This window comes from Pseudomonas shirazensis (assembly GCF_014268785.2).
Taxonomy (GTDB): domain Bacteria; phylum Pseudomonadota; class Gammaproteobacteria; order Pseudomonadales; family Pseudomonadaceae; genus Aquipseudomonas; species Aquipseudomonas shirazensis.
This window is the reverse complement of the sequence record NZ_JABWRD020000001.1, coordinates 94,277-119,597: the sequence shown is the minus strand read 5'-3', so window position 1 is coordinate 119,597 and position 25,321 is coordinate 94,277. Positions and strand designations below refer to the sequence as shown.

The window sequence follows — 25,321 nt, the reverse complement described above, 5'->3', positions numbered from 1 at the left end:
CGACAAGCATTCAATTCGGGGTTGCGACCGGCACGCCGTCAGCGGCGCTCGATCGGATCGATGATCTGCAGGGCCAGATTGCCCTTGTGCGAGCCCAGCCGCGCCTTGAACGACGGCACGCCGTTGGCCCGCAGCACAAGGTGCTCGGGCAGCTCAACCGGGATCACATCGCCCGGCTGCATGTGCAGGATGTCGCGCAGTTTCAGCTGGCGGCGGGCAACCGTGGCGGTGACCGGCACGCTGACATCGAGCACGTCCTCGCGCAGGGCCTTGACCCAGCGCTCGTCCTGATCGTCGAGGTCGGACTGGAAGCCCGCGTCGAGCATCTCGCGCACCGGCTCGATCATCGAGTAGGGCATGGTCACGTGCAGGTCGCCGCCGCCGCCATCGAGCTCGATGTGGAAGGTCGACACCACTACCGCTTCACTGGGGCCAACGATGTTGGCCATGGCCGGGTTGACCTCGGAGTTTATGTACTCGAAGTTGACCGGCATGATCGCCTGCCAGGCTTCCTTGAGGTCAACGAAGCACTGATCCAGAACCATGCGCACCACGCGCAGCTCGGTCGGGGTGAACTCGCGCCCCTCGATCTTGGCGTGACGCCCGTCACCGCCAAAGAAGTTGTCGACCAGCTTGAATACCAGCTTGGCGTCGAGAATGAACAACGAGGTGCCGCGCAACGGCTTGATCTTGACCAGGTTGAGGCTGGTGGGCACGTACAGCGAATGGATGTACTCGCCGAACTTCATCACCTGCACACCACCGACCGCCACATCGGCGGAGCGGCGCAGCAGGTTGAACATGCTGATCCGGGTGTAGCGGGCAAAACGCTCGTTGATCATTTCCAGGGTCGGCATGCGCCCGCGCACGATCCGATCCTGACTGGTCAGGTCGTAGCTCTTGATGCTGCCGGGGTCGGCAGCACTTTCGGTCTGTACCAGGCCATCGTCGACGCCATGCAGCAGCGCGTCGATCTCATCCTGGGACAGCAGGTCCTGTACGGCCATTACGGACTCCTACTGCAACACGAAGTTGGTGAACAGCAACTGGTCGATGACCGGTTTGCCGACTTCTTTTTGCGCCACTTCCTGGACCACCGCAGTGGCCTTCTGGCGCAGCATCTCCTGGCCCACCGAACTGCTGGCCAGGGTGTCGAAGCCTTGTCCCGAGAACATCATCACCAGGTTGTTGCGGATCACCGGCATGTGCACCTTGAGTGCGTCGATGTCAGCCTGGTTACGGCCCTGCAGGGTGATGCTGACCTGCATGTAGCGCTGGCGGCCATTCTGGTTGAAATTGACCACAAAGGCCGGCGCCAGCGGCTCGTAGATCGCTGCCGGCTTGACGTTGGCCAGGGCCGGGTCGGTGGCTGGCGCCGCTTCGCTCTTGTGCATGATGAACCAGGTAGCGCCCACCGACAGGCCAACCGCCAGCAGCAGTGCCACTACCAACAGCAGGATCAACTTGAGTTTGCCTTTTGCGGCGGGGTCTTTCACTGCTTCGCTCTTCGCCATGCCAATAATCCGTCGTCCATCAGGGGTTCGTAGGTGGATGACGTGGCTTGAGCAAGTGTTATGCCAGATATTGCAACGTAGACAAAACGCCAGGCCCGCCCGTCGTCACCCAACAGAGTGACGGCGGACTGGCTCGGCGTTCGGGATCAGCAAAGGCTGGGTCAGGCGTAGTAATCGACTGCGCTGTCGCCGATCACCACTTGCTGCTCGGCCGTGCGTGAAGCCTCGCTCAGCTCGCCTTGTTCACCTTGCTCAGCCGCAGCGGCGGCGCCGCGCCGTGCCGCCACACCGGACAGCTGCGATGCCTCTTGCTGCGCCTGCTGTTGCTGACCGCGGGACTGATCGGCAACGTTGACGTCAGGCTGGGCCAGGCCCTGCTGCGCGAACAACTCACGCAAACGGTGCAGCTGGCTGTCGAGGCTGTCACGCACGCCGGCGTGACCGCTGACGAAGGTAATCTGCGCGGCTTGGTCGGTGGCAATATTGACGCGGATGTCCAACCGACCCAGCTCGGCCGGCTCAAGCTGGATATCCGCCGACTTGAGGTTCTGGCTCGACAGGTACATGACCCGGTTGACCAGGCCTTCGGTCCAGGCGCCCTGGTTCATTGCCAACGGCTGTTGCAGCGGACTGGGGTTGACCGGCACGGCGTTGGCGGTCTTGGCGGTGGCGGCCTGGGTCAGCGTGGCCAGGCGGTCAGCGAAGTTGTCGACGCGGGTATCACTGCTGGCGCTCTTGATGTCTTTCAGGCCGTCCTCGATCAGGCTGCCGAAGGCTTTGTGGCCTGACTCGGACTTGTCGCCTTCGTGCTCACCTTTCTCGACTACGTTCGCCAAGGTATTGACGGCAGCCTGGTTGCCGTCTGCCGGTGCCTTGCCAGTTTCTGACTGATTGGCCGCATGCGCCGAGGTCGTGCCTTTGGCCTGAGCACTGTGCTCAAGTGCAAAGCGCAGGCTTGGCAGGCCTGCCAAGGCGTCAGTTTCGGGGTCGAACGCAGCCTCGGCCGGCTCGCCGGTTTGCGGCGCTGCAGTTGCCGGCACACCCGCCTGCAAGACGGGAGCAATCGCCTGCGCCTGAGCCTGGATCAGTTGGGCACCGGCTGGGGCGTCGGTGACCTGGCCAGCAACCAGGCTGGCATCCACAGAAGCCTTGTTATCGCCGTCAGTGCTGGCGTCGGCCTGCTGCACCGGGTCGCTGCCTGGCAAGTTATTGCCGTCAGCGGCAACCTCAGGCTTGTCGGCGGTCTCGGCCTTGCCGGCCGAGGCGGCGTCGGGCTTGTCCTTCGGCTTGGCCGGGGCTACCTTGTCGTCACGTTGGCCGACACTGTCACGGGCCTGCTTTGCCATCACTTGATCAAAGCCTTTATCCTGCGCAACAGCGGCCACTGGTGGCTTATCGGCGCCTACCCGGGTCTGCTTGATGGGGGCGCTGGCTTGGATCAGTGGGTTGGGTGCGACAGGCATCGAGGGTCTCCGCGCCGGCTTGCGGCAAAATCGTCTGCACAGAGACAGGCAAGACTCGCGCCAGTTTTGCTCAACTGCCGGAAACGCGCTCACATTCGAGTAGGTAGAAGCACTTCACCTGGCGGTATTCGGAGTCGATACGGTTGACCAGGTCTTCAACACCATAGGCCGGTGACTGCTTGACCCGCTCTTCGAGCTGCTGGCAAAGGGCGGCCAAACCGACCGCACCCATGTTGCTGCTGCTGCCCTTGAAGCTGTGCGCGGCCATGCCCAACTCACTGGCATTTCTCGCGCCATGCAATTGGCTCAGGCGCCGCTCGGAGTCTTCCAGAAAAATCTCCAACAGTTGCTGATAGCCACCCTCCATGATTTCCTGCAAGTCACGCAGGACCCGCTGATCGATGTGCATGTCCATCATCCGTTCACTCCCTGTTGAGGCGGCTGGGCCTGGCAGCGTGCTCACCAGAGCACCTCTACCTTGGCGCATCGACCGCCCTCGATCCATTGTGCATCCTGACTCAGGCGCCGCACCAGCTGTATTCCGCGCCCACTGAAGGCATCCTGGCGTGGCAGCCGTGCCAGCACCTGCTCGACATCGAAGCCGACACCGCTGTCACGGATTTCAATGATCAGACGCCCTCCTCGCTCCCAGGGTTCAACCTTGAGATCTATCCGAATGTAACCGTCGACCTGCTGCGCAAGTCGCTCACCGCGCAACCGGTAAAACTCCGCAAACCCTGCCGCATCGCCCTTTAGCGCTGAATCAAGGCCGAGCACGCCGTGTTCCAGGGCATTGCTATAGAGCTCGGCAAAGACGCTGTGCAACTGTCCGGCAAGCGGTCGCAGGCCATGGATTTCCTGTAGCAGTTGCAGCAGTTGCGGAACTGGGTTGACCCACCGCAACGTCTCGCCGCGCAGCTCAAAGCCTAACGACCAATCGAGCGGGCTGCTGCGCCCCCTGTCGGCATGACCGGCATTGGCGGGTAAATCCGCGGCTGGCTCGAGCATGCGGATATCACACAGGCTGACATCATCCCGAGCGCGTCCACCAAACGCCTGCAAGGCTTGCAGCAGCTCCTCGAACAACAGTGCGGGGGGGCGGTTCAGGGCGATCACCTGCTGCAGGCGCTCAACCCCAAACAGTTGCCCGCCGGCGTTGCTGGTCTCGATTACACCATCGGACAGCAGCAACAGCCGCTCACCTGGCGCCAGCGGCATCACCTGGGTACGGTCATCGAAGCGTTCCGGGGCCAGTACACCCAGCGGTAGCTGGGTAGACGGCAAGCTCGCCAGCAATTCGCCGCTGGCCGCCAGATGATAGCCATCGGGCATCCCGCCACCCCAGAACTCCACGGTGCCGCGCTGGTAGCTGATGTTCAGCAGCAACGCACAGCAAAACATGTCTACCGGCAGGATGCGCTTGAGTTTGGCGTTCATTTCGCGCAGCGTCTGCGCCAGACCATAGCCCTTGCCGGTCATGCCATAAAACGCCTCTGCCAGCGGCATGGCGCCGACCGCTGCGGGCAGGCCATGGCCGGTAAAGTCACCCAGCAGAACATGCAGGTCACCCGACGGCGTGTATGCCGCCAGCAGCAGGTCGCCATTGAACAGCGCAAAAGGCGACTGCAAATAGCGGATATTCGGCGCCTGCAGGCAGCCGGTATGGGCCACCTTGTCGAATACCGCCTTGGCCACACGCTGCTCGTTGAGCAGATGCTGGTGGTGCAGGGCTATTTCGTCGCGCTGCTCGAGGACCTTGGCCTGCAACCTGTGCAGGCGCTCCATGGCGCCGATCTTCGCCGCCAGAATCACCGCACTGTAGGGTTTGGCGATGAAGTCGTCACCCCCGGCTTCAAGACAGCGCACCAGCGCCTGCTCCTCGCTCAGTGACGTGAGAAAGATGATCGGCACCAGGGTCTCGCCGGCCAGCGCCTTGATCTGCCGCGCGGCCTCGAAGCCATCCATCACCGGCATCAAAGCGTCGAGCAGCACCAGTTGCGGCCGGTGCTGGCGAAACAGCGCCACCGCCTCGGCGCCGTTTTCGGCCGTCAACACCTGATGACCCTGGCGGCGTACGATCTGCGCCAGCAACAGGCGATCGGCAGCGCCATCCTCGGCAATCAGCACGTGCAAGGTGGCTTCAGCCGGCATGAGCGCGGTCAACTGATGTCGAACAGTTTTTCGAAGTTGGAGATCGCCAGGATCTTGCGCACATCGGCTGTGGCGTGCACCACGCGCACGTCGGAGTCGTCACCGCCAACATGGTCGCGCAACAGCAACAGCATGCCCAGCGCAGAACTGTCCAGGTAGGTTGCCTCACTCAGGTCGACCACGACCTGCTCGGGCCGGCCGTTCTGCCGCTCGTAAGCATCGCGAAACGCCTGATGCTTGGCGAAATCGAAACGGCCCTTGATCGCAATCGTCAGCTTCTTGCCGTCGGGGGAAAGCGTAGGTTCCACTGCCATGCTAGCGATTCCTTCGATGATGGCGGATGCAGCTTCAGAAGGTTTAGAAGACGCGCCGACAAGTTGCAAGCGACAGCGCCAACAAACTCGACAATGCCCTAGTAAGCGCTGGATCGCGGCAGGCGCTGGGACAGCTCGTCCAGCAGCTTCTGCTCGCGCTTGTCTTCGAGCCGGCGCGCCTCGTCCATGTAGCGCTGCACCAGCTTGCGCAAGCCCTCAACCCGGGCGTAAGCCTGCTGCCAGGTGCCACGGGCATTGTTGAGGTTGCTCTGGTGCCAGGCCAGGCTCTGCCGCTGCTGGGTCATGGCCGTTTCCAGCTGGGCCAGAAAGCGCTGATAGTTGAGCAGCCAGCTGCCGTTGACGCCCTGCCCACCGCGGTTGATCCACTGCAGCTGGTAGTCTTCGCGAAAGCGCTCGAGTTCGGCCAGCTTGGCCTGGGCTTGGGCTACCTGCTGCTGGAAGTGACCAAGGCGCTGGACCGCTTTGCGCTCAGCCTCTTCGGCAATGTTCACCACCGGCGCCAGGCGCGCGGCACGGCTTGGCGTGCTCATGCCTTAGCCACCGCCTGTGGGCGTGGCAAACACGCCGGCCAACTGCTCACGGCTCTGCGTGCCGCTGACGTTTTCGTCCAGGCCCTGACGCAGGAAGCCGACCAGGCGCGCCTGCAAGGCAATCGCCAGGTCGGTCTCGGGATCGCCGCCTGCAACATAAGCGCCCACGCTGATCAAGTCGCGGCTCTGCGACAGGCGCGACCACAACTGCTTGAATTTCTGCGCTTGGCGCAAGTGATCGGCGTCTACTACCTGCGGCATGACCCGGCTAATCGAGGCTTCGATGTCGATCGCAGGGTAATGACCTTCTTCAGCCAACCGCCGCGACAGCACAAAGTGGCCGTCGAGCACACCCCGCGCCGCATCGGCGATCGGGTCTTGCTGGTCATCACCTTCGGACAGCACGGTATAGAACGCCGTGATCGAGCCACCGCCGGCCTCGCCATTACCGGCGCGCTCGACCAGCTTGGGCAGCTTGGCGAAGACCGACGGCGGGTAGCCGCGGGTCGCTGGCGGCTCACCGATGGCCAGGGCGATTTCGCGCTGGGCCTGGGCAAACCGGGTCAGCGAGTCCATCAGCAACAGGACATTCTTGCCCTTGTCGCGAAAGTATTCCGCGATGCGCGTGCAGTACATCGCAGCGCGCAGGCGCATCAGCGGCGCATCGTCGGCCGGCGAGGCGACTACGACCGAACGCTTCAGACCCTCCTCACCAAGGATATGTTCGATGAACTCCTTGACCTCCCGCCCCCGCTCGCCGATCAGGCCGACCACGATGATTTCGGCTTCGGTGAAGCGCGTCATCATGCCCAGCAATACCGACTTACCGACGCCGGTACCAGCGAACAGACCCAGGCGCTGGCCGCGGCCGACGGTAAGCAGACCGTTGATGCTACGGATGCCGACATCCAGTGGCTGGCTGATCGGGTCACGGTTCAGCGGGTTGATGATCGGCCCGTCGATCGGCACCCAATCTTCGGCCTTCATCCCACCTTTGCCATCCAGCGCCCGGCCAGCGCCATCGAGCACCCGGCCAAGCATGCTCATGCCCATCGGCAGGCGCCCGCTGTCATCCAGCGGCACCACCCGCGCGCCCGGCGCGATCCCGGCAATGCTGCCAACCGGCATGAGGAACACCTTGGTCCCGGCAAAGCCCATCACCTCGGCCTCGACCTGCACCGGGTGGTAGCTGTCGTCGTTGATCACCAGGCAGCGACTGCCGACTGCGCCGCGCAGGCCTTCGGCCTCAAGCGTAAGGCCGACCATGCGCAACAGGCGACCCTCGACCACCGGCTGCTCAGGCAGGCTGATCGCCTCGGCGTAGCCGCCCAGGCGCTTGCCGAAGCTGGTGCGGTCAAGGCGCATCGGTGCTGCCCAAGTCCAGGCTGATATCGGCAGGCGCCGGATGCAGCGCCTGATCGTGCAACTGGTCGAACAGCTGCGCTACGGCCTTCTCGATGCGGGTTTCCATGCTGGCGTCGATGCGGCTGTGGGCGGTTTCGATACGGCACCCGCCGGGCAACAACGCTTCGTCTTCAAGGATTTTCCAACTCTCTTCGTGGCGTTCGCGCAGGGCCTTGGCCAGTTCGAAGTCCTGCGGATTGAGGTGGATGCGAATATTGTCGGCGCCCATCGGCAGCAGCTTCAGCGCGCTGCGCAGCACCTGGGTGATCTGGCTCGAATCAGTGCGTAGCTCACGGCCGATGACCTGCCGCGTCATGTGCGCCACCAGGTGCACCAGCGAGCGCTCGATCTGGGTGTCCTGCTCGGCAATCGGCTCCAGCAGATGCGCCATCAACTGCTCAAGCTCACCCAGCTTGGCGGCTAGGGCTTCTTCGGCTTCCTGGCGGACCTTGAGCTGGGTGCTATGAAAACCCTCGCGCTCACCAGTGGCAAAGCCTTCGTTGTAGGCTTCCTGGCGAATCGCTTCGAGCTCTTCGAGTGTCAGCGGCTGGACCTCGTCGAGGGGCACCTCTTCGATTTCCGGCTCGATGACTTCAGGCTCAGGCTCCGGTGCTGGCACAGGCGCCGGGTCAAAGCTGGGCAGCGCCCAGACATCGACGCCTTCTAGGTCGCGGGCACGGATCAGGTCGCTGGGGTGTTCGGTGGTGGACATGCTGTGGGGCTCTCAAAAACCATGTTCGGCCAACGTACGCCCGGCTCGCGCGCGCGTCGGTGGAAAAATCCAGCGTGCCAGCGCTGGCGCCTGAGGTCGAACCTTTCAGCGCCAGCCTGAACAAGGCTTAGATCATTTCTTCGGCGCCCTTGCCGCCCAGCACGATCTCGCCGGCATCGGCCATACGCCGCGCGATGGTGAGGATTTCCTTCTGCGCGGTCTCGACGTCGCTGACCCGCACCGGACCCTTGGCTTCGAGGTCGTCACGCAGCAGCTCGGAAGCACGTTTGGACATGTTCTTGAAGATCTTGTCCTTGACCCGCTCGTCGGCGCCCTTGAGCGACACCACCAGCACGTCCGAGGCCACTTCGCGCAACAGCGCCTGAATGCCACGGTCGTCGACGTCGGCAAGGTTGTTGAAGACGAACATCAAGTCTTCGATCTGTTCGGACAGGTCGCCATCGATCTCGCGGATCGAATCCATCAGCTGACCTTCGACCGAACTGTCGAGGAAGTTCATGATATCGGCAGCCCGCTTGATACCACCCAGGGTGGTCCGCGCGGCATTGGAGTTGCCGGAGAACTGCTTCTCGAGGATCTGGTTGAGCTCCTTGAGCGCGGCTGGCTGTACGGTGTTCAACGACGATACGCGCAGGATGATGTCCAGGCGCACCTTGTGGTCGAAATTACCCAGCACCTCACCGGCCTGGTCAGGGTCCAGGTAGGCCACCACGATGGCCTGGATCTGCGGGTGCTCGAAGCGGATCACGTCAGCCACGGCGCGTGGCTCCATCCACTTCAGGCTGTCCAGGCCGCTGGTGTTGCCACCGAGCAGAATGCGGTCGATCAGGCCGTTGGCCTTGTCCTCGCCAAGGGCTTGGTTGAGCATCTTGCGGATGTAGCCGTCGGAGCCGACGCCAAGGCTGGTCTGCTCGCCGACGATTTCGACGAACTCGCTCATCACCTGCTGGACCTGGTCGCGGTGGATGTTGCCCACCTGCGCCATGGCCACGCCGACTCGCTGCACTTCCTTGGGGCCCATATGGCGCAGGACCTGCGCGGCATCGGTTTCGCCCAGCGACAGCAGCAGGATCGCGGCCTTGTCGGTGCGGCTCAGTTTGGCGGTAACGGCTCGGTTATCACTCATCGGCGTTGATCCACTCTTTCACGACCTGAGCGACACGGCCCGGGTCTTCGGCCACCAGGCCTTTGATTGCGTTCAACTGCGCCTCATATCCCTCACTCGGGCTTGGCAACAGAATGCTTTGCGGGCCACCCAGGCTGACACGGTCGTTGGCCAGATCGCCATCCAGACCAATCATCCCACCCAGCTCCATGTCGCCGTCGGCAGCAGACTGCTTGCCACCGCCGGTGATGTTGTTGAGCACCGGACGCAATACGCCGAACACCAACACCAGAATGAACAGCACACCCATCATCTGCTTCATGATGTCCCAGAACCAGGGCTGCGAGTAGAACGGGATATCGGCGATTTCCAGGCTGCGATCAGCGGCGAACGGCACGTTGATCACGGTCACGCTGTCGCCACGGCTGGCATCGAAGCCCACCGCGTCCTGGACCAGGCGGGTGAAGCGCGCCAGATCTTCGGCGCCCCACGGTGCACGGGTGGTTTCGCCAGTCGCTGCGTCGAGTTTGGCCTGATCGTCCACCACCACTGCCACCGACAGGCGGCTGAGGCGGCCCTGTTGTTGACGGGTATGGCTGATCGAGCGGTCCAGCTCGAAGTTCTTGGTCGACTGCTTGCGCTTGTCGGCCGGGTACGGTGCGAGCATAGGCTGGCCGGTGGCCGGGTCCATGATCTGCGCGCCATTGGCATCCAGCAATGGCTGGCCAGGCTGAATGGCACCCGCTGGGGTTGCCGCGGCGGTGGCGTTTTGCGGTGCGGCAGCGGCAGCTGGCGGCTGGTTGCTCAGAGCACCCGGCACGCCTTGCGGCCCCTGGCTGCTGGTGCGCTGCTCGTCGACCGACTGTTCGCTGCGCAGGGCTGGCTGATCAGGGTTGAACTGCTCGGAGGTCGACTCGACTGCACTGAAGTCGACATCGGCCGACACTTCAGCCTTGTAGCGGTCATTGCCCAGCACTGGCTGCAGAATGTTGTGCACGCGCTGGGTGAGCATGCCTTCCATGCGTCGGCTGTAATCGAACTGCTTGCCGGCCATGGTCAGCGAAGAGTCCTGCAGTTGATCGGAGAGCAGGTTGCCTTTCTGGTCGACCACGGTGACCTGGGTCTTGTCCAGTTCCGGCACGCTGGTCGCCACCAGATTGACGATCGCCATCACCTGGCCCGGCTCCAGCGCACGGCCCGGATACAGTTCAACCAGTACCGACGCACTTGGCTTGCGCTCGTCGCGCACGAATACCGAGCTTTTCGGGATCGCCAGATGGACGCGGGCGGCCTTGACGTTGTTCAGGCTCGACACGGTGCGTGCCAGCTCGCCTTCCAGGCTGCGCCGGTAGCGCGTCGCCTCCATGAACTGGCTGGTGCCCAGACCCTGCTCTTTGTCGAGCATCTCGAAGCCGACGTTGCCGTCGCTTGGCGCCACGCCAGCGGCTGCCAGTTTCAGGCGCGCACGGGAGAGGTCGTCGGCCTTGACCAGCAGAGCGCCGGAGTTGGGCTCCACGTTGTAGGGGATGTCGGCGGCGCCAAGCACTTCCATGACCTGCTTGGTGTCCATGCCGGCCAGGCTGCCATACAGCGGCCGGTAGTCCGGCTGCTGCGACCAGAGCACCACGGCAAAGCCGATAGCCACACTGGCAGCCAGCCCGACCAACAGGCCGACCTGACGCAGGGCGGGCATCCGCGAGATGTTTTCCAGGAACGACATGCCGAACAGCGGCGGCTTGGCCACTGGCGGCCCGCTCTTGGCGGGGGCGTTATCGACGACTGCTTCGGCCATGAGTCAATTAGTCCTCAAACCGGCATCTGCATGATGTCCTGGTACGCCTGAACCAGCTTGTTGCGCACCTGGGTCAACGCCTGGAATGACACCGAGGCTTTTTGCGAAGCAACCATCACGTCGGTCAGGTCCACGCCGCTCTTGCCAATTTCGAACGCGTTGGCGAGCTGGCTCGAGGCCTGCTGGGTTTCATGGACCTTGCCAATGGCCTGGCCGAGCATGTCGGCAAAACTGCTCTGCCCTGGCGCCAGCTCAGGCGCAGCTGCCACTTTGGGCAGGGACATGGCATCGGCCTGCATGGACCGCATGTCCAACATCAGACGATTGAATTCAATACCTTGGCTCATGAACTTCTCTCTCCGGCGGCCGCATTTTTTTGACACTCATGCAGCGGATAGGCTGGTGCTAGCAAGAGCGATGCCAGCCATCCTGTAAGCGGGTTAATTAAGGTGAATCAGCCGAACAGGCTGGCCTCGACATCAAGGCCGGCATCGCGCATCTGCGCCAGCTTGTAGCGCAGGGTGCGTGGGCTGATGCCCAGCCGATCGGCCGCTTCCTTGCGCCGCCCGCGCTCGGCGCGCAGGGTGTCGATGATCATCTGGAATTCGTGCCGGCGCAGGTCGTCGCCCAACACCCCGGAATCAGCAGGCAAATCGCTAGTGACTGCCTGCGCAGGCGCGACCAGCGCTGCCGGTGCAGACAAGGCAATGACCCCACCCAGACAAAAATCCGCCGCCTCGATCAAGCCGCCCTGCTGCAGAATCAGCGCCCGCTGCAGGGCATTGTCGAGTTCGCGCACATTGCCCGGCCACGGATGGTTCTGCAGGCAGTGGCGCGCCTCGGCAGACAACCGGACCGGCGCGTGCTTCATCTTCGCCACATGGCGCGCCAGCAGGCGCTCGGCCAGCGGCAGAATATCGCCGCTGCGCTCGCGCAGCGGGCACCAGGCCAAGGGGAACACCGACAATCGATAGAACAGGTCTTCACGGAAGCGCCCCGCCGCTACTTCAGCACCCAGGTCGCGGTTGGTAGTAGCCAGCACGCGAATATCCAGCGCGATCGGCTTGCGTCCACCCACCCGCTCCACTTCGCGCTCCTGCAACACCCGCAGCAGCTTGGCCTGCAAGCCCAGCGGCATTTCGGAAATCTCGTCAAGGAGCAAGGTACCGCCATCGGCCTGCTCGAATTTGCCTGGCTGAGCGGCAATGGCGCCGGTGAAGGCACCCTTCTCGTGGCCGAACAAGGTTGCCTCGAGCATGTTGTCCGGGATTGCTGCGCAGTTGATCGCCACAAACGGCTGCGCCGCTCGCGAGGACCGGCGATGGATGTACTGCGCCAAGACCTCCTTGCCGGTACCCGATTCGCCGGAAATCAACACCGTCGAATCACTCTGGGCGACTCTCGCAGCCAGCTCCAGCAAGCGCTGGCTGGCCGGCTCGCATGCCACCGGGCCGTCTTCATCGGCACCGCCGACGCGACCGCCAGCATGACGCGCCACCAGACTTAACAGCGCCTGCGGCTCGAACGGCTTGACCAGGTAATCCACCGCGCCTTGGCGCATGGCCTGGACTGCACGCTCAACCGCAGCATGGGCGGTCATCAGCAGCACCGGCAATTGCGGATGGCTGCTGCGCAATTGCAGCAGCAACTGATGGCCGTCCATGCCAGGCATGTTGACGTCACTCACCACCAGACTGAACGCTTCACCGGCCACAGCGGCCAACGCCTCTTCGGCACTGCCCACCGCCCGGTAGGCAAAACCGCCGATCTCGAGGGTATCGCCAAGCGCTTCACGCAGCACCCGGTCATCCTCGACCAGCAGCACCTTGATCCCCATCAGCGCGCCTCCCCAGGCAACTCGCCCAGCAGCGGCAGGATCACCTGCACGCAGGTGCCCCGACCTACTCGCGAGCGCATGCGTACTTCGCCCTGATGTGCGCGCACCACCGCCTGAACCACGGCCAGGCCGAGTCCGGTACCGGTAGTCTTGGTGGTCAGAAACGGCTCACCGAGGCGCGCCAGCAGCGCCGGCGCGATGCCGCAGCCGGCATCACTGACGCACAGGTGCAGCGCATGCCCACGGCGGAACAAATGAATTTTTACCCGCGCCGGCAGCGTGCTTGCCTGCAGGGCGTTTTCCAGCAAATTGAGCAGTGCCCCGACCAGGGTGTCGCGATTGCACAGCAACTCACCCAGGTGGGTGTCGCACTGCCAACGCACCGCGTGGCCCTGCACATGCACCTGCGCGGCTTGTTGCAACGCTTGGAACAAACCCTTGGGGCTGACCCGATCAGCCAGCGGCAACTCACCGCGGGCGAACACCAGCATGTCGCGCACCTGATGCTCAAGCTCGTGCAGGCGCTCCTTGAGGTTTCCAGCAAAGCGCTGACGGGTTTCGCTGGGCAACTGTTGCTGCGGATCCGCCAGGTGGCTGGCATAGAGCATGGCCGCCGACAGCGGCGTGCGGATCTGATGCGCCAGCGAGGCAACCATGCGCCCGAGCGAGGACAAGCGCTCATGCCGGGCGAGTTGATCCTGCAGGCGACGGGTTTCGGTCAGGTCAGTCAACAGGACCAACTGGCCAGGCTCGGCATCCAGCGAGCGGGTGGCGATAGACACACGGCGGCCATCGCGCAGGGACACTTCATGGCCGTCGTCCTTGCGTGGGGCGAAACTGCGGGCAATGATCTGGCGCCACAATTCGCCGAGCAATGGCTCGCCCAGCAACTCGCAGGCCGCAGGATTCGCCTCGCGCACCCTGCCGTGCTCATCAATCACCACCACCCCGCCAGGCAACAGGTCGAGCAGGTTCTGCAGGCGATTGGCCAGGCGTTCCTTTTCGTCCAGTTCAGCCATGCGCTGTGCACTGACTACAGCAAGCTCGCCCTTGAGCTCGCGCACCCGCGCCTCGAGCATGCCGTAGGATTGATTCAGTTGGCTGGAAACCTGATTGAACAACGCGAATGCGTGCTCAAGGCCCTGTCGGCTTTCCTGCTCGACCGGGATGCGACCCTGCGGATCAGCGGCTCGGGAAATCGGGGCGGCGTGGGGCATGGTGCTCTCTCGCGTGGCTGACCGTCATAAAAACGGTGTGTTGCCTGCGATATAGCAATAGCCGTGCCGGAGATAGGGTTAACGGAGTGGAGGGCTTATCAGGGCTGCGCTGCAGCCCTATGCAAGGGGAACGGCAGGCGTCAATCCTCTGCCTGTTCCTCGCCGTCGCGACGGCTCATGCCGTATTTGCGCATTTTCTCCACCAGCGTCGTACGGCGAATCCGCAAGCGCTCGGCGGCCCGCGCAACGATGCCATTGGCGTCGTCCAGCGCCTGCTGGATCAAACCTTGCTCGAGGCTACCGAGGTAGTCCTTGAGGTCGAGGCCTTCGGGCGGCAGCATCGCGTGATTGGAGAAATTCGGCGTATGGCCGTTGATCGCAACACGCTCTTCCAGGTCGCTGCGCATGCTGTCGACCAACTGCTCGTCTTCATCGTCGACGTAGCGGAATTTCTTCGGCAGCTCGGACACCCCGATCACACCGTAGGGATGCATGATCGCCATGCGCTCGACCAGGTTGGCCAGCTCGCGAACGTTGCCAGGCCAGCCATGGCGGCACAGCGACATGATCGAGGCCGAATTGAACCGAATCGACCCACGCTTCTCGTGCTCCATGCGCGAGATCAGCTCGTTCATCAGCAGCGGGATGTCTTCAACTCGCTCACGCAGCGGCGCCATCTCGATCGGGAACACGTTCAGGCGATAGTACAAGTCTTCGCGGAAGGTGCCCTCTTCGATCATGACCTCAAGGTTCTTGTGCGTAGCGGCAATGATGCGCACATCGATGCTCTGGGTTTTGTTGCTACCCACACGCTCGAAGGTACGCTCCTGCAACACACGCAGCAGCTTGACCTGCATCGGCAGCGGCATGTCGCCAATCTCGTCGAGGAACAGCGTGCCGCCGTTGGCCAGCTCGAAGCGCCCAGCGCGACTGGTGATCGCACCGGTGAACGCGCCCTTTTCGTGACCAAACAGTTCGCTTTCGAGCAACTCGGCCGGGATCGCGCCACAGTTGACCGGCACGAACGGTGCTTCACGGCGCTTGGAATGATAGTGCAGGTTACGCGCGACCACTTCCTTGCCAGTGCCCGACTCGCCGAGGATCAGCACGCTGGCGTCGGTGTCGGCCACCTGCTGCATCATCTGCCGCACGTGCTGAATGGCGCGACTGGTGCCAACCAGGCTGCGGAACAGGTTCGGTTCGCGCTGACGGCCACGCTCGCGGGCATGGTCGTACATTTCGCGATAGACCTGGGCGCGGTGCAGGGAGTCGAGCAGCTGGCTGTAGCTGGCAGGCATTTCCAGGTTGGACAACACCCGGCGGCGCAGGTCCTCAGGGAACTCCGCAGCAGAAACATCGCCAAGCAGCAACATCGGAAGGAACTCATCCCAGCCTGCCACTGTCTTAAGCAGCCCTTGCACACTGGAAGGCGCGTTGACCGCACCGATAAGTACGCACAGCACCTCACGACTGGAGGCCAGCGACTCTACCGCTTGCTGCCAGTCCTGGCTTGAGCAAGACAGGTTGTCTTCGCCGAGAAAGTTCAGAACCACTGCCAGATCGCGGCGGCGGGCGCTGTCGTCATCGATCAGGAGAATCTTGGTTTCACGCCACATGCAATAGCAACTTCCCTAGTCATATCGGCGCCCTGAGGGCGTGCTCGACATCATTCCGACTGAATGGTCAGTGTTCGGACGTCTGAAATTCGAATACAGCCACTAGTAAAGTCAAAAAAAAACGCACAGTCAAATTTATGGCGCTCAGTTTTTGCATCTCATCAGTGTCAGCTGAACAGATGGTATACCTTAGCGGCATTTTTCGCCTGACGGATTTGCGTCATCTCGTCGACTAAAGTTTGACGTTCCCCACTTGCAACATCAATCAGATGCCGATAGACCTCGAGCAGCTGCTCAAGGCTGGCACGTACCTGGCTTTCATTGTGCGATGCTTCGGACAACACGTCATCGACGCACAGGCGGCACTCGAGATCGAGTTCGCTCACTGCATCCCAGTCGCGGCCGGCGAGCGCTGCCAGCAGCGCCTCTCGGGTCTGTTCGATACGCTCGATCACCATGCTCATGCCACGCTCCTTGGATCAGCCTTCCGGCTGTTGGTCGGCGATCGCATCCCAGCCTTCCTTGACCGTGATCAACAGGCGGGCGACTTCGTCGATGATCGCGGTGTCGGTCTTCAGGTTGGCCTCGACCAGACGCCGGCTCATGTAGGTGTACAGGTTGTCCAGTTCGGCCAGGCTGTCGGCGTGATTTTCCAGGTCGAGACCTTCACGCAGGCCGCCAATGATGTCGATGGCTTTGCTGAGGAGGATGCCTTGCTGGGCGATATCTTTGCGCGCGATAGCACCCTTGGCTTGCGCCAGGCGGTCCAGCCCGCCCTGCATGAGCATCTGCACCAGACGATGCGGGCTCGCCTCGGACGTCTGCGCCACACCGTTGACTTTCTGGTACTGCCGAAGGGCCAGCATCGGATTCATGGATCTGCCTCGTTACCGCGAAAAAGGTTGCGTATACCCTGTATATCGCCGCCACGTCAAAAAACTTTAGCCGCGAAAAAAAACCCGGTGCGTCTTGGCAACGCTACCGGGCTTGTTTCAGCTGCTCATGTTCAGGACTTTCTGGCCTGCGCATTGATGGCTTCGAAGATCGAGGTAATCTGGTTGGCCTGAGCCTTCATCTTGCCCAGAGCGGTGTCCAGCGCTACGTACTTCTTGGTCAGCGATGTGGTCAGCGCCTCGGTACGACGATCCAGGGCAGCCTGCTGATCGGCAAGGTTCTTGGCGACCTTGTCGAGGTTGTTCTTGCGTGTCACCAGGCTGCCATCGACCGCGTTATACGGATCAATGACTTTGGTCATGCGCTCGAAAATACCATTGGTGCCACTGAACAGCTGCTGTATCTCGCTGCCAAGTTTCTTGTCATTCATGGCACTGTCGAACTTGCTGCTGGTGAACTCCAGCGTGCCGTCTTTCTGCGTGTTGATGCCAAGCTGACTCAAGGTGGTCAGCCGGTCACCTGCGCCAACTTCGGCCAGAACACCGCGCACATCGGCCAGCAGCGACCGGGTCGTCGGATCGTTACTCAGCGGGCCGAGCGTTACGCTGCCATCAGCATTGGTGGTGGCTTTGGTCAGCGCAGCAACCGTTTTCTGCAGGGTGTTGTATGCGTCGACGAAACTCTGCACCGACGTTTTCAAGCCGTCGGTGTTGGATGCCACGGTGACCTTGGTCGGCGACCCAGCGAGGCTGGCGCCGGTCAATTCGAGCGATAGCCCGCTCACTGCAGTGGTGACGGTATTGGAAGCGCTCTTGACCTCCAGGCCGTCCACCAGCATGACCGCATCCTCAGCTAGCGCAGTGATATAGCCAGCGCCTTCGGTCTTCATCGATTTGGTGCCGTCGATCTCCAGATCAGGGATACCGCTGACCTTGATATCGGTATTGGCGCCCGTGGTAGTGGAACCCAGCACCAAACGAGCACCATCTTCACCGGTGATGATGTTGGCAGAGATGCCGCTGGCGCTCAGCTCCTTGTTGATCTGGTCGCGCACAGTCTGCAGGGTCGCATCATCGCCAACAGTGATCTTGTAGCTCTTGCCACCTTGCTCGATGACCAGCTCGCCCGGATCAATGCTTTTACTCGGACCTTCAAGGAACGCCTGGCTGGCGACCTTGGAACTGGTGGCGAGGTTTTTCACTTCGATGCTGTAAGAGCCCGCCACAGCCGTGTTGCTGGCTTTGGCCTTGACCACGCTCTCGCTTGCCGACGTTGCCGCGTAGGCATTGAACGACGGCGCATTCTTGTCGTTGAGCTTGCCCATCGACGTAGTGAAAGCAGTGAGGGCACTACGCAGCGCGCCAACCCCGGAAATGTACGCAGCATTGTTGCTGGTCTGCCGGGTGATCTGAGCCTTCTTGGCGGCAGTATCGGAATCGACCAGCACTTTTACGATTTCAGTGATGTTGATTCCAGAGCCGAGGCCCAAGGAGGAAACGATCGAGCTTGCCATGGTGGTGCTCCTCTCTGCTTGTGCGGTCACCCAAGGTTACAGGGCAGCCACGATTCATTATTGCTGAATTCGCCGCCAATCATACCTTGGCGTCGAATAGAAGACTGTTGACATCACTCAAGCTGCTGGCGATCCGCAACGCCTCTTCCGAGGGTAGCTGACGAATGAGCTCGCCAGTTTCGCTGGCGATGACCTTGACCACGATCTTGCCGGAATCCTCATCGGTGGAGAACTCCAGATTACGTCGAGACGTGCTCAGGAATTTTTCTATTTCCGATACCGCATTGCGAACCTGCTCGGCATCGATCACGGCCGGCGGTTGTTTCGTTTCACTGACACGATCAGTATCTGCCGAGCGCAACAGAGGCGCATCTGCTACTGGCTTGTCGGCGACCACCTCGACCGGACGCACGGCCGGGTAAGACTGGTTCAGCTTGACGCTCATGTCCATGTCTGCCACCTCGCAACGAAAAAAGCGGAGAAGCGCAGCATCCTGCGCTCCTCCGCCAACGACCAATCAACTATTACTGAAGCAGCTTCAGTACAGCGGATGGCAGCTGGTTGGCCTGAGCCAGAACCGAAGTGGAAGCTTGCTGCAGAGTCTGCTGCTTGGTCAGCTGGGCAGTTTCAGCGGCGAAGTCGGTGTCTTGTACGCGACCACGAGCAGCTTCGGCGTTTTCGTTGATGTTTTGCAGGTTGTTGATGGTGCTGGTCAGACGGTTCTGCACGGCACCCAGGTCAGCACGAGTGGTGTTGATGGCGTTCAGGGCGTCATCGATCGCGCTCATGGCGGCGGTGAAGGTGGCCTCGGCCGCGGAGCTGTCTGCACCGGTGATGTTCTGGCCGGTCAGACCGCTCAGTGCACCAGTGGTGTTCAGCGCGTCGCTCAGGTTGATGGTGATCTGGTTGTCAGTACCGGTGTTGGAACCGACCTGGAAGGTCATCTCGCCAGCGTCGCCGTTCAGCAGGTTCTTGCCGTTCAGCTGGGTGCTGTTGGCGATACGGTCGATTTCTTTCAGCATCGACTGGAACTCTTTGTCCAGTGCGGCACGGTCGTCTTCGCTGTTGTTGTCGTTTCGCGACTGAACAGCCAGTTCACGCATACGCTGCAGAATGTTGGTCTGCTCTTGCATCGCGCCTTCAGCAGTCTGGGCGATCGAGATAGCGTCGTTGGCGTTTTTGATCGCCATGGTCTGACCTTTGATCTGCGAGGTCATGCGGGTAGCGATCTGCAGGCCGGCAGCGTCGTCTTTGGCGCTGTTGATTTTCAGGCCGGAAGACAGACGGGACATCGAGGTGCTGAGTGCGTCGGTAGCACGGTTCAGGTTCTTCTGAACGCCCAGGGAGGTAGTGTTGGTGTTAACGGTCAAAGCCATGACGAATTCCTCGTTAATTGGGTACTACGGCTTCCGGCCTTGGCAATTCGCCGGGTGGGGGCACAGAGAACCTTCGTAATAGTTATCGTCGTCAGCGGGCGTTGCTTTAGCGGATTTTCGAAAAAAATTGGTGGCATCCTGCCAGCCCAGAGAATTCGCGGACTTGACGCCATGATTCAGGCGCGCATTTAAAGACCGCAGGGCAAAAATATCCCCCTGACGCAAGCTTGCCTGCACACCAACAAAAACGCCGCCCGGGATATGGCGGCGTTCTATGCATACAGCGGCAGTGCTCAGTCACATCGTTCGATGATCGCCGAGCCCCATGACAAACCTACGCCGAAGCCGCTCAACGCGACGCGCTGGTGACGTGAGCCAAATACGTGTTTTTCCAGTAGCAAGGGAATGCTCGACGACACAGTGTTACCCGTCTCGACCATGTCCTTGACGAACCTGGCCTTGTGTTGCCCTTCCTGGAAGCGCAGCGATACCGCATCGACGATCGCCGCGCTACCCTGGTGCAGGCAGAACAGGTCAATGTCATCAGCCTGCAATTGGCTGGCATCGAGCAACTGCTGCAGGTGAGCGGGGATCTTCACCAAGGCAAAGTTGTAGACCTGGCGGCCGTTCATGTAGAACTTGCCTTCAGTGGTGCGCAGGTGCTCAGCGCCACTGCCGTCGCTGCCGAACAGCGACTTGCCGAGCTTCCAGCTGGCGTCCTCACCCATCCAGGTGGCGGTTGCAGCATCGCCGAACAACATGGTGGTGTTACGGTCTTCAGGGTCGACGATCTTCGAGTAAGGATCGGCGGTGATCAGCAAGCCATTCTTCAGGCCCGCGGCTTCCATGAAGCCCTTCATGGCATACAGACCGTAGACATATCCAGAGCAGCCAAGAGAAATGTCGAACGCCGCGATATGGGTGGGCAGGCCCAGCTTGTGCTGGACGATCGCAGCGGTATGCGGCAGCCCTTCGGCGTCACCGTTCTGGGTAACGACGATCAACACATCAATTGCCGCCGGGTCCAGCGCTGGATTATTTGCAAACAAGGCTTTGGCAGCCTCGACAGCCAGATCGGATGTTTCCTGGCCAGCGTCCTTGCGCGGCAAGAACGTCGAACCGATCTTGCCGAAGATGAAATCCTGGTCTTTGCCAAATTTCGCACCCTGGGCGTAGTTGTCCACCCCTTCGGTGGGCACGTAGCTGGCAATGCTTTTAATGCCAATCATATGGCTTCCCAATTCAATAACAGCGAAACACCCACTGCATGCACAACGACAAAAAGCCAGGCGATACGGTGACTACCGATCCCTGACCCGTTTTGCAGGCGCTATGCAGCGGCTCCCGGTTTCCGACAATATACAGTGAAGATGCGCGTTCTGACTCTCAAGTCACGCTCTTTTTGTCGAATACGCGTTCGCTGCGGACTGCCCGGTCAGACAATCGCCGAGCACCTCGACGAGCCGATCCTGGCCCGCTCGCGGCAGCCCCCACCAGAGTGGCAGACGCAACAGCCGCTCAGCACTGCTGTCGGTGACTTGCATCGAGCCGTGCACGCGTCCGTAGCGTTGTCCCGCAGGGGACGAGTGCAGCGGCACATAGTGAAACACGGCATAGATCTCGTGCTGCCTGAGCGCATCGATCACAGCCTGGCGATCAATCCCGGGCGCGAGCAGTACATAGTACATATGGGCGTTGTGCTGAACGTCGAGGGGGATGATCGGCCGACGCAGCAAGCCTTGCTGCTCGAGCGGCTCCAGGGCGCCATGGTAGTAATCCCAGCTGGCCAGGCGGTTGTCGGTGATCGCTTGCGCTTCCTCGAGCTGAGCCCAGAGAAACGCTGCAATCAACTCCCCAGGCAAGAACGACGAGCCGACCTCCTGCCAGGTGTACTTGTCTACCTCGCCGCGGAAGAAGCGACTGCGGTCAGTGCCCTTCTCGCGGATGATCTCGGCGCGCAGCACCTGCTTCGGGGTATTGACCAACAGCGCTCCGCCTTCACCGGAAATGACGTTCTTGGTCTCATGGAAGCTGAATGCACCCAGATCACCAATGCTGCCCAGCGCCCTGCCTTTGTAGCTGGACATCACACCTTGGGCGGCGTCCTCGACCACGGCCAGGCCATGCTTGCGGGCAATGGCCATGATGCTGTCCATTTCGCAGGCCACTCCAGCGTAGTGCACCGGCACGATCGCCCTGGTTCGCGGGGTGATGGCGGCTTCGATCAGGCGCTCGTCGAGATTGAGCGTATCGGCACGGATATCGACGAATACCGGCACAGCGCCACGCAGCACGAACGCGTTCGCAGTCGAGACGAAGGTGTAGGAAGGCATGATGACTTCATCGCCCGGCTGGATATCCAGCAACAGCGCCGTCATTTCCAGCGCGGCGGTACAGGAGTGGGTCAGCAGGGCCTTGGCGCTGCGGGTGTGGGCTTCCAGCCACTGGTGGCAGCGCTTGGTATACGGGCCATCGCCAGCCAGCATGTTGCCGAACTTGGCCTCGGCAATGTAGTACAGCTCTTTGCCCGTCATGTGCGGGCGATTGAAGAACATCTTTTCTGTGTTCATTGCTGATTTTCCGCAGTCGCCACCCGAAGCCATGGGTCGCTGGTTAGCCATTCAGAGCCCCGGAACGGTGCTGATCCTGCCACCTATCTGAGTGCCCTTCTCAAGGTTCTGGTAAAAGTATGGGGTGAATCCGGCAGCGGCCATCGCCCGCTGCGTCCTGCCGATGTCATAGGCGACGCGGTGCAGTACAAACGTCTCACCGTCCCAGGTGGCGAAACCCGCGCGCGGGTCTCCGTCACGCGGCTGGCCAACCGAACCCGGATTGCAATAGACCTTGCCTTGGCCTTGCCAGAGAAACTGCACATGGGTGTGCCCTGAGGCGAAGCGACAGCCCGGCAGCGCATCGAAATAGCCTTGCGAGGGACGCAGATATTCATCCAACGGATCATTCCAGCCGCCATGCACCATGTGGATGTCCTGCTCCACGGCATGCGTGGCCAGGCGTTTCAACCAGTCAAGGTTACTCGCGCTGATAACACCCGCCTGATAGTCCAGGCACGCATTGGCACTGTTCGAGCGGGGGCAGCGCTCTTGATTGGCCAGGTACCAGTCGTGGTTACCCATCACCGAAAGCACCTGGCGCTCGCGCAGTGCATCGCAGCACGCATTGACCTCGCTGTAGTAGCCAGCGGTGTCGCCCAGGCAGATGATCCGCGACACGCCAAGTGCATCAAGCCGGTCAAGCACCGTACACAGTGCGCTGTAGTTGCCGTGGACGTCAGAAATGATGCCGATCATAGACAACGAGATCCTCTATGTAGCGGACCGCGAAGCCCTGCCTGAGTGTCGGCTGCTGGGCAATCCTACCGTCCAGATAATAGTCCAGGCACATCGCCGCCTCGTTGTAGCCAAAGGCAGTACGGATCGAGCTGGTCGAAGAAATCCGCGGATTGATCTCGAGCAAGCGCCAGCCGCCCTGGTCATCGCGGCGAAACTGCAGATTGGTCGGACCCACCGGTTTGAACGCACGGCACAATCGGGCGACGGTGCCGTCCAGGCTATCGGCCTGATAGACCCACGCCTTGGCGGTCGAACCGTCGGAGGCCAGACTGCGCTGGAAGGCAATGCTCGCACCGGCATTGCCCAGGCCGTCGCCGAACACCGCCACGGTGTACTCCTGAGCTGCAGTGCCAATGATCGGCTGCGCCATCATCACCTCACCGACAAGCGGCGCATAAGGCGTGAAGTCCTGCTCCTGGTGGACCCATACCAGCCCTTTGGAGGCATAACCCTTGCGCGGCTTGAGCAGAAACGGCAGACCCAGAGCCTGCTTCAGCGAATGGAAATCACCAGCGATCAGGCTTGGGATGCGGCAGCGCTCGCCAAGCGCCAGCAGGGCCTGATCCATGGCCCACTTGTCGCGCGACAAGTCGATCAGAGCCTGGGTATTGAGCGCCACCTGAGTACTCGTCTTCGCCAGCAGCGCACGGTGGTCGCAAAGCCAGTGGACATCCTGCTCGATGCCCGGAATCAGCAAGTCGACCTGGTACCTGAGCACTACCTGCTGTAGCCAGTGGCCGTAGTTGGCATCGGCAGTCAGCGGCGCCTGTTCGAACACATCGCACCATGCCCGGCCGACCGCATCGTCATAGATATCGGTGCCGACCAGGCGCACTGCGGGGTCGGCCGCACGCAGCGATTTTAGCAGGCCATAGCCCATGATGGCGCCCACGCCGGTGACCATTACCGTTCTCATCCGTGCATCCCTCGCTGTGCCCGCATCAATTCGAAGCCGCGCCGGATATCCACCTTGGGCGCGTAGCCAATCCGTTCGAACAGCGCGTGCGCGCAGGCGAACATTGGCAGATCGGGGATATCGGCCCGATCCGGCAGAAACTGCACATCAACCGGCTGACCGAAAGCCTCGAACGCCGCTCGAGCAATCTGCGACAGGCGCGGGTCTTCTGGATGGCCACAGTTGTGCAAGCCCTCGACCCGCTGCTCGGCGACCCGTGCGCAGATCTCGGCGAGATCATCGACGTGCAGGTAGTTGCGACGAGGGTCGTTGCTGCCGTACAGCTTGACCGTGTTGCCGGCGGCTGCACTGTCGGCAATGGCGTACAGCAGCGGTTGATGGATTCGACACTGGGCCTGACTGTCATAGACCTGGCTGATACGCAGAATCGTCAGGGCCATGCCCCGTGACTGGCAGTACAGGCTGACGACTTCTTCGGCGTGCCGTTTGGACAGCGCGTAGATACCGTAATACGGGTCTTGCGCTTGATGCGCGGCCCAGCGCGATGACAACAGAATGAAGTGCCGTGCGCCACACTGTTCGGCCAGGCGACAGGCTGCCAGCGCACCGACGCTGTTGACCTGCTCGGCACGCACCAGATCTTCAGGCTCTGTGCCACCGAAATCGGCTGCGGCGTGCACCACTACATCGAACGGTTGCCCGCAGACCGGCCTATCCAACCGACTCAGGTCAAACACAATGTCAGCCTCGCGGCGCCCCGCCAACTGGACCGGACCGTGGCGTGTCAGCGCTTGGGCGATTGCTTTGCCGAGGGTCGAAGTGCTGCCGATCACCAGGCTTTTCATAGGTCGACGACAGTCGCTTCGAGCATCAGCGCGCAGCTGAGCTCCGGGTAATCGATGGCCACGGTGCACATGGCAGTGGTAATGCTTTCGCTGAGTTCGAGTGATTTCATCTGCGAGGTCATGAACGGCTTGAGAAACAGGCCTTCCTTGCGCACAACCTGCAAACCCGCCTGCTCGAGCTCTTGCGTCAGTGTGTCCAATGAGTAGGCGCGCAGATGCCCCAGTTCATGATCGCCCTGCCCCAGCACCATCATGTCATCAAGCAGCCCAGCGGCATGGCCGAAGCGCCGGTGCAGCGATTGTGCATTGGGCACCAGAACAAAACAGCGGCCATTGGGCTTGAGGTACTGGCGGAAGTGGCGCAGCACTACCTGCGGGTCTTCGACATGCTCAAGGACAAAGCCCATGACGATAAGGTCAAAACGCTGATCGGTTTCGAAGGTTTCAAAATAGCCTTCGACGATGTGCGCCGGGCTGTCCGGGTATTGCGCCTGGAACTGGGCAATTACCGAAGGCGAACCATCGATCACAGTGTGCGAGTTGAAATAGCGAGAGAATCGATTGGTTGAGAAACCATGCCCGATACCCAGTTCCAGCAAGCTGAGCTCAGGGCCGCAAAGCTCCATGATCCGCCGCGGGTACCAGTTCAGCATGATGTTGTTGTCGTAGGCGTAGCCGAAACTGTCGCTGTAAGCGCCAATGAAAGTATCGAGTGTGTTGTTCATCTATG

General features: G+C 61.5%; 26 protein-coding genes. All 26 read right to left on the bottom strand.

Annotated elements, in window-relative coordinates:
- Positions 1–38: 38 nt before the first annotated feature.
- The gene (fliM, locus tag HU736_RS00545) at positions 39–1,007 is read right to left on the bottom strand and encodes a flagellar motor switch protein FliM (RefSeq protein WP_101317862.1); all 969 of its coding nucleotides are present in this window, start codon (positions 1,005–1,007) and stop codon (positions 39–41) included.
- A gap of 9 nt (positions 1,008–1,016) precedes the next feature.
- On the bottom strand, positions 1,017–1,514 hold the full coding sequence (gene fliL, locus HU736_RS00540) for a flagellar basal body-associated protein FliL (protein WP_103436656.1): 498 nt from the start codon (positions 1,512–1,514) through the stop codon (positions 1,017–1,019).
- 161 nt (positions 1,515–1,675) lie between these two features.
- Complete coding sequence (locus HU736_RS00535) at positions 1,676–2,977, bottom strand: flagellar hook-length control protein FliK (protein WP_186698646.1); 1,302 nt, start codon at positions 2,975–2,977, stop codon at positions 1,676–1,678.
- Positions 2,978–3,047: 70 nt separating this feature from the next.
- Positions 3,048–3,395, bottom strand: a complete 348-nt coding sequence (locus tag HU736_RS00530) for an Hpt domain-containing protein (protein ID WP_186698644.1) — start codon at positions 3,393–3,395, stop codon at positions 3,048–3,050.
- Positions 3,396–3,436: 41 nt separating this feature from the next.
- On the bottom strand, positions 3,437–5,128 hold the full coding sequence (locus HU736_RS00525) for an ATP-binding SpoIIE family protein phosphatase (protein ID WP_186698642.1): 1,692 nt from the start codon (positions 5,126–5,128) through the stop codon (positions 3,437–3,439).
- Positions 5,129–5,136: 8 nt separating this feature from the next.
- Positions 5,137–5,442 carry an STAS domain-containing protein gene (locus HU736_RS00520; protein ID WP_101317852.1) on the bottom strand — a complete coding sequence of 102 codons (306 nt, stop codon included), beginning with the start codon at positions 5,440–5,442 and terminating at the stop codon, positions 5,137–5,139.
- A gap of 98 nt (positions 5,443–5,540) precedes the next feature.
- Entirely contained in the window at positions 5,541–5,993 is a 453-nt protein-coding gene (gene fliJ / locus HU736_RS00515; protein WP_103436652.1) for a flagellar export protein FliJ, read from the bottom strand.
- Positions 5,994–5,996: 3 nt separating this feature from the next.
- The gene (gene fliI, locus HU736_RS00510) at positions 5,997–7,358 is read right to left on the bottom strand and encodes a flagellar protein export ATPase FliI (protein ID WP_101317848.1); all 1,362 of its coding nucleotides are present in this window, start codon (positions 7,356–7,358) and stop codon (positions 5,997–5,999) included.
- Positions 7,348–8,109: a flagellar assembly protein FliH gene (gene fliH, locus HU736_RS00505; RefSeq protein WP_186698640.1), complete on the bottom strand. Its 762-nt coding sequence runs from the start codon at positions 8,107–8,109 to the stop codon at positions 7,348–7,350. The genes fliI and fliH overlap by 11 nt, the downstream gene beginning before the upstream one ends.
- A gap of 127 nt (positions 8,110–8,236) precedes the next feature.
- On the bottom strand, positions 8,237–9,256 hold the full coding sequence (fliG, locus tag HU736_RS00500) for a flagellar motor switch protein FliG (protein WP_101317844.1): 1,020 nt from the start codon (positions 9,254–9,256) through the stop codon (positions 8,237–8,239).
- On the bottom strand, positions 9,249–11,027 hold the full coding sequence (gene fliF / locus HU736_RS00495; RefSeq protein ID WP_103436650.1) for a flagellar basal-body MS-ring/collar protein FliF: 1,779 nt from the start codon (positions 11,025–11,027) through the stop codon (positions 9,249–9,251). The genes fliG and fliF overlap by 8 nt, the downstream gene beginning before the upstream one ends.
- Before the next feature lie 14 nt (positions 11,028–11,041).
- The gene (fliE, locus tag HU736_RS00490; RefSeq protein WP_103436649.1) at positions 11,042–11,374 is read right to left on the bottom strand and encodes a flagellar hook-basal body complex protein FliE; all 333 of its coding nucleotides are present in this window, start codon (positions 11,372–11,374) and stop codon (positions 11,042–11,044) included.
- A 107-nt stretch (positions 11,375–11,481) separates the two neighbouring features.
- Positions 11,482–12,864, bottom strand: coding sequence for a sigma-54-dependent transcriptional regulator (locus HU736_RS00485; RefSeq protein ID WP_186698638.1), 1,383 nt, complete (start codon positions 12,862–12,864; stop codon positions 11,482–11,484).
- A complete protein-coding gene (locus tag HU736_RS00480) occupies positions 12,864–14,081 on the bottom strand; it encodes a sensor histidine kinase (RefSeq protein ID WP_103436647.1) in 1,218 nt (405 codons plus the stop codon). The genes HU736_RS00485 and HU736_RS00480 overlap by 1 nt, the downstream gene beginning before the upstream one ends.
- 140 nt (positions 14,082–14,221) lie before the next feature.
- Positions 14,222–15,697 carry a transcriptional regulator FleQ gene (fleQ, locus tag HU736_RS00475; protein ID WP_103436646.1) on the bottom strand — a complete coding sequence of 492 codons (1,476 nt, stop codon included), beginning with the start codon at positions 15,695–15,697 and terminating at the stop codon, positions 14,222–14,224.
- Positions 15,698–15,864: 167 nt separating this feature from the next.
- Positions 15,865–16,161, bottom strand: a complete 297-nt coding sequence (locus HU736_RS00470; protein ID WP_103436645.1) for a flagellar protein FliT — start codon at positions 16,159–16,161, stop codon at positions 15,865–15,867.
- A gap of 15 nt (positions 16,162–16,176) precedes the next feature.
- On the bottom strand, positions 16,177–16,572 hold the full coding sequence (gene fliS / locus HU736_RS00465; protein WP_150569774.1) for a flagellar export chaperone FliS: 396 nt from the start codon (positions 16,570–16,572) through the stop codon (positions 16,177–16,179).
- 131 nt (positions 16,573–16,703) lie between these two features.
- Positions 16,704–18,104: a flagellar filament capping protein FliD gene (gene fliD / locus HU736_RS00460; protein WP_186698636.1), complete on the bottom strand. Its 1,401-nt coding sequence runs from the start codon at positions 18,102–18,104 to the stop codon at positions 16,704–16,706.
- A 79-nt stretch (positions 18,105–18,183) separates the two neighbouring features.
- Positions 18,184–18,555, bottom strand: coding sequence for a flagellar protein FlaG (locus HU736_RS00455; RefSeq protein ID WP_186698634.1), 372 nt, complete (start codon positions 18,553–18,555; stop codon positions 18,184–18,186).
- A 73-nt stretch (positions 18,556–18,628) separates the two neighbouring features.
- A complete protein-coding gene (locus HU736_RS00450) occupies positions 18,629–19,480 on the bottom strand; it encodes a flagellin domain-containing protein (protein WP_186698632.1) in 852 nt (283 codons plus the stop codon).
- 293 nt (positions 19,481–19,773) lie between these two features.
- Positions 19,774–20,709, bottom strand: coding sequence for a ketoacyl-ACP synthase III (locus tag HU736_RS00445; RefSeq protein WP_186698630.1), 936 nt, complete (start codon positions 20,707–20,709; stop codon positions 19,774–19,776).
- Positions 20,710–20,871: 162 nt separating this feature from the next.
- Positions 20,872–22,050, bottom strand: a complete 1,179-nt coding sequence (gene rffA, locus HU736_RS00440) for a dTDP-4-amino-4,6-dideoxygalactose transaminase (RefSeq protein ID WP_186698627.1) — start codon at positions 22,048–22,050, stop codon at positions 20,872–20,874.
- Between the two features lie 51 nt (positions 22,051–22,101).
- Positions 22,102–22,788, bottom strand: coding sequence for a metallophosphoesterase family protein (locus HU736_RS00435; RefSeq protein ID WP_186698625.1), 687 nt, complete (start codon positions 22,786–22,788; stop codon positions 22,102–22,104).
- The gene (locus HU736_RS00430) at positions 22,769–23,746 is read right to left on the bottom strand and encodes an ATP-grasp domain-containing protein (RefSeq protein ID WP_186698623.1); all 978 of its coding nucleotides are present in this window, start codon (positions 23,744–23,746) and stop codon (positions 22,769–22,771) included. Before HU736_RS00430 ends, HU736_RS00435 begins: the two co-directional genes overlap by 20 nt.
- Positions 23,743–24,591, bottom strand: a complete 849-nt coding sequence (locus tag HU736_RS00425; protein WP_186698621.1) for an NAD-dependent epimerase/dehydratase family protein — start codon at positions 24,589–24,591, stop codon at positions 23,743–23,745. Before HU736_RS00425 ends, HU736_RS00430 begins: the two co-directional genes overlap by 4 nt.
- Positions 24,588–25,316 (bottom strand): class I SAM-dependent methyltransferase, encoded by a 729-nt coding sequence (locus HU736_RS00420; protein ID WP_186698619.1) that lies wholly within the window; start codon positions 25,314–25,316, stop codon positions 24,588–24,590. Before HU736_RS00420 ends, HU736_RS00425 begins: the two co-directional genes overlap by 4 nt.
- Positions 25,317–25,321: the final 5 nt, after the last annotated feature.

Excerpts from the sequence above, each read along its gene's own strand:
- HU736_RS00485 (WP_186698638.1), bottom strand. The coding sequence starts at position 12,864 with ATGGGGATCAAGGTGCTGCTGGTCGAGGATGACCGGGTGCTGCGTGAA.
- HU736_RS00520 (WP_101317852.1), bottom strand. The coding sequence starts at position 5,442 with ATGGCAGTGGAACCTACGCTTTCCCCCGACGGCAAGAAGCTGACGATT.
- HU736_RS00480 (WP_103436647.1), bottom strand. The coding sequence starts at position 14,081 with ATGCCCCACGCCGCCCCGATTTCCCGAGCCGCTGATCCGCAGGGTCGC.
- HU736_RS00470 (WP_103436645.1), bottom strand. The coding sequence starts at position 16,161 with ATGAGCATGGTGATCGAGCGTATCGAACAGACCCGAGAGGCGCTGCTG.
- fliD (WP_186698636.1), bottom strand. The coding sequence starts at position 18,104 with ATGGCAAGCTCGATCGTTTCCTCCTTGGGCCTCGGCTCTGGAATCAAC.
- fliS (WP_150569774.1), bottom strand. The coding sequence starts at position 16,572 with ATGAATCCGATGCTGGCCCTTCGGCAGTACCAGAAAGTCAACGGTGTG.
- HU736_RS00445 (WP_186698630.1), bottom strand. The coding sequence starts at position 20,709 with ATGATTGGCATTAAAAGCATTGCCAGCTACGTGCCCACCGAAGGGGTG.
- fliM (WP_101317862.1), bottom strand. The coding sequence starts at position 1,007 with ATGGCCGTACAGGACCTGCTGTCCCAGGATGAGATCGACGCGCTGCTG.
- rffA (WP_186698627.1), bottom strand. The coding sequence starts at position 22,050 with ATGAACACAGAAAAGATGTTCTTCAATCGCCCGCACATGACGGGCAAA.
- HU736_RS00530 (WP_186698644.1), bottom strand. The coding sequence starts at position 3,395 with ATGATGGACATGCACATCGATCAGCGGGTCCTGCGTGACTTGCAGGAA.
- HU736_RS00430 (WP_186698623.1), bottom strand. The coding sequence starts at position 23,746 with ATGAGAACGGTAATGGTCACCGGCGTGGGCGCCATCATGGGCTATGGC.
- fliG (WP_101317844.1), bottom strand. The coding sequence starts at position 9,256 with ATGAGTGATAACCGAGCCGTTACCGCCAAACTGAGCCGCACCGACAAG.
- fliH (WP_186698640.1), bottom strand. The coding sequence starts at position 8,109 with ATGTCCACCACCGAACACCCCAGCGACCTGATCCGTGCCCGCGACCTA.
- HU736_RS00425 (WP_186698621.1), bottom strand. The coding sequence starts at position 24,591 with ATGAAAAGCCTGGTGATCGGCAGCACTTCGACCCTCGGCAAAGCAATC.
- HU736_RS00435 (WP_186698625.1), bottom strand. The coding sequence starts at position 22,788 with ATGATCGGCATCATTTCTGACGTCCACGGCAACTACAGCGCACTGTGT.
- HU736_RS00455 (WP_186698634.1), bottom strand. The coding sequence starts at position 18,555 with ATGGACATGAGCGTCAAGCTGAACCAGTCTTACCCGGCCGTGCGTCCG.
- HU736_RS00525 (WP_186698642.1), bottom strand. The coding sequence starts at position 5,128 with ATGCCGGCTGAAGCCACCTTGCACGTGCTGATTGCCGAGGATGGCGCT.
- fliL (WP_103436656.1), bottom strand. The coding sequence starts at position 1,514 with ATGGCGAAGAGCGAAGCAGTGAAAGACCCCGCCGCAAAAGGCAAACTC.
- fleQ (WP_103436646.1), bottom strand. The coding sequence starts at position 15,697 with ATGTGGCGTGAAACCAAGATTCTCCTGATCGATGACGACAGCGCCCGC.
- fliJ (WP_103436652.1), bottom strand. The coding sequence starts at position 5,993 with ATGAGCACGCCAAGCCGTGCCGCGCGCCTGGCGCCGGTGGTGAACATT.
- fliI (WP_101317848.1), bottom strand. The coding sequence starts at position 7,358 with ATGCGCCTTGACCGCACCAGCTTCGGCAAGCGCCTGGGCGGCTACGCC.
- HU736_RS00535 (WP_186698646.1), bottom strand. The coding sequence starts at position 2,977 with ATGCCTGTCGCACCCAACCCACTGATCCAAGCCAGCGCCCCCATCAAG.
- HU736_RS00420 (WP_186698619.1), bottom strand. The coding sequence starts at position 25,316 with ATGAACAACACACTCGATACTTTCATTGGCGCTTACAGCGACAGTTTC.
- fliF (WP_103436650.1), bottom strand. The coding sequence starts at position 11,027 with ATGGCCGAAGCAGTCGTCGATAACGCCCCCGCCAAGAGCGGGCCGCCA.
- fliE (WP_103436649.1), bottom strand. The coding sequence starts at position 11,374 with ATGAGCCAAGGTATTGAATTCAATCGTCTGATGTTGGACATGCGGTCC.
- HU736_RS00450 (WP_186698632.1), bottom strand. The coding sequence starts at position 19,480 with ATGGCTTTGACCGTTAACACCAACACTACCTCCCTGGGCGTTCAGAAG.